Source organism: Mesorhizobium sp. P5_C1, assembly GCF_054049815.1.
On record NZ_JBFULQ010000840.1, the window covers coordinates 1 to 1,725 of the forward strand.

Below are 1,725 nucleotides of genomic sequence, written 5' to 3' on the forward strand. Positions count from 1 at the left end.
GGGCTATTGCCCATTGTCTTGATGATCAAGGAAACCCGCCGATCGCGGTCCTGTCCGAACGCGCGAAGATAGGCCTGCAAAACGGCATCCGGGTTCTTTCGGTCCGGGTAGGACGAAAAATCGAATGCAAACAAGAATGCCGTGGAATCCTTTGGAATCTGGAAGCGTTCCCGGTTCGCCTCGATGTTGGGCGGAACGGATATGGCCACTGGAACGTGCACGACGGGACGGTCCGTACCGGCTATGAACGCGTCGCGGACGAAGGCCGTCGGGGCCCAAATCTCGTCCACATGCTGCAAGCTGGTCAGCCATTGCGGGTGGATCAGAGGCAGTTCCCAGAAAGGCCGGRCGATATTGTATCTGTTGTGCAGAACACCGACGCCGACGCCCTGAATGGTTGACCCCAGCATGTCGGCGTTTACGCAGAAAACGTTCACCATTTTGGACGGCCGCGCAGCGATGCGGTGCGTCAGGGCTCTGTCCCTGTGCGACGAAAGAACCTGCTCGTCAAAATTCGTGACATCGTAATTGATGCCCGCGCTCTCAATCGATCGGGCGAGCGAACGCATGGCTTCACCGACGCCCGTCTCTGAAAAAGGGTAACCGATGAGGGATAGACCAGGCGCAAGCGTAGCCTGGGTTGTCGTATCGAAATTCGTGGGCCAGGCACGCCTGAACATCGCATCGAGAAATTGTTTTCGCCTGGCCGGCGGCACCATTCTGTAGAGCCAGCGAATGTGAGGTTGGGCTCTTACGAGAGTTCGATAAGCACGACGCGCGACACGCGCCGCGATCATCGAGGCTTGTTTGGCGGAAACGTCCGCCACTGCGTTTGGGCCGGTCTTCGCAGATCCAAGTTGGCTCATTCTTTCGGCGACCGTTTTCGTGAACCTGGGAGGGATTCCGGCCGACGTCGCGCCGCCGGACATATACCAGTCGGCATAGTTGATCTGGGATCGTCCCTCCTGGAGGGGGAAGTAAGATTGCAGGTCGCGCCTCGTCGTCCAGAGTGCGTGCGCAAGCTGCGTGACCACGCCACCGGGGTTGGGCCTGATGTCGGCTGGACGGTCGAGATTGTCGGGCATCAAGGCGAAGGGATCGCCCTCGAAAGGTTCGAGCTTCTCGCGATAGACAATTCGCGCCAGGCTCGGAATGTCGGTGCCATCGGAAAACGTCCCGAAGCCATAAGGCACTGCAGAGAACCTGCTTGCCCCATAGGCCTCCAACTGGTCGTGATAATCGGCCAACAGGTTTTCCAACTCCTTGGTCGACGTTGGCTTCCACCGCTGCTGGTGCTTTGAAAGGACACTCTGGTCGCCGGGAGTGATCCCGCTAAAATGAAAGAAGGCGAGTGGCGAGCCGTTGACCTCGTATCGTTCACTCGTCTTTTTGATCGTGCGGGTATCGAGGTTCCAGTACGCCACGTTGTAGGCTGGATCGCGCAAGATGTGCGTGCCCGAGCAATAGGCCGGCCACAGGTCCATGAACTTCTGGTCGACGAAAATCCCGTCGCTCAGGCGATTGGCGACACACTCGTTTCGCAGGCGCGTCTCCCACCATTCCAGCAAGGCTGACGTCTCGTCCGTCCTGGCCAGGGCCAGAAATCCCAGATTGTAAATCCCGGCTTGCATGAAGGTCAGGTCGTTTGGGCCTTCGGGATGGAGGTTGGGAGCCAGCGCATGCGGCGTCAGGACGGACGTCGCCCCCTCATCGAACGCCTGCAAG

1 pseudogene is annotated in these 1,725 nt (G+C 58.9%); it reads right to left on the reverse strand.

The features are described 5' to 3' along the window. Nucleotides 1–1,725, reverse strand: a pseudogene (locus ACXJ7R_RS31825) (hypothetical protein); the annotation flags it as partial.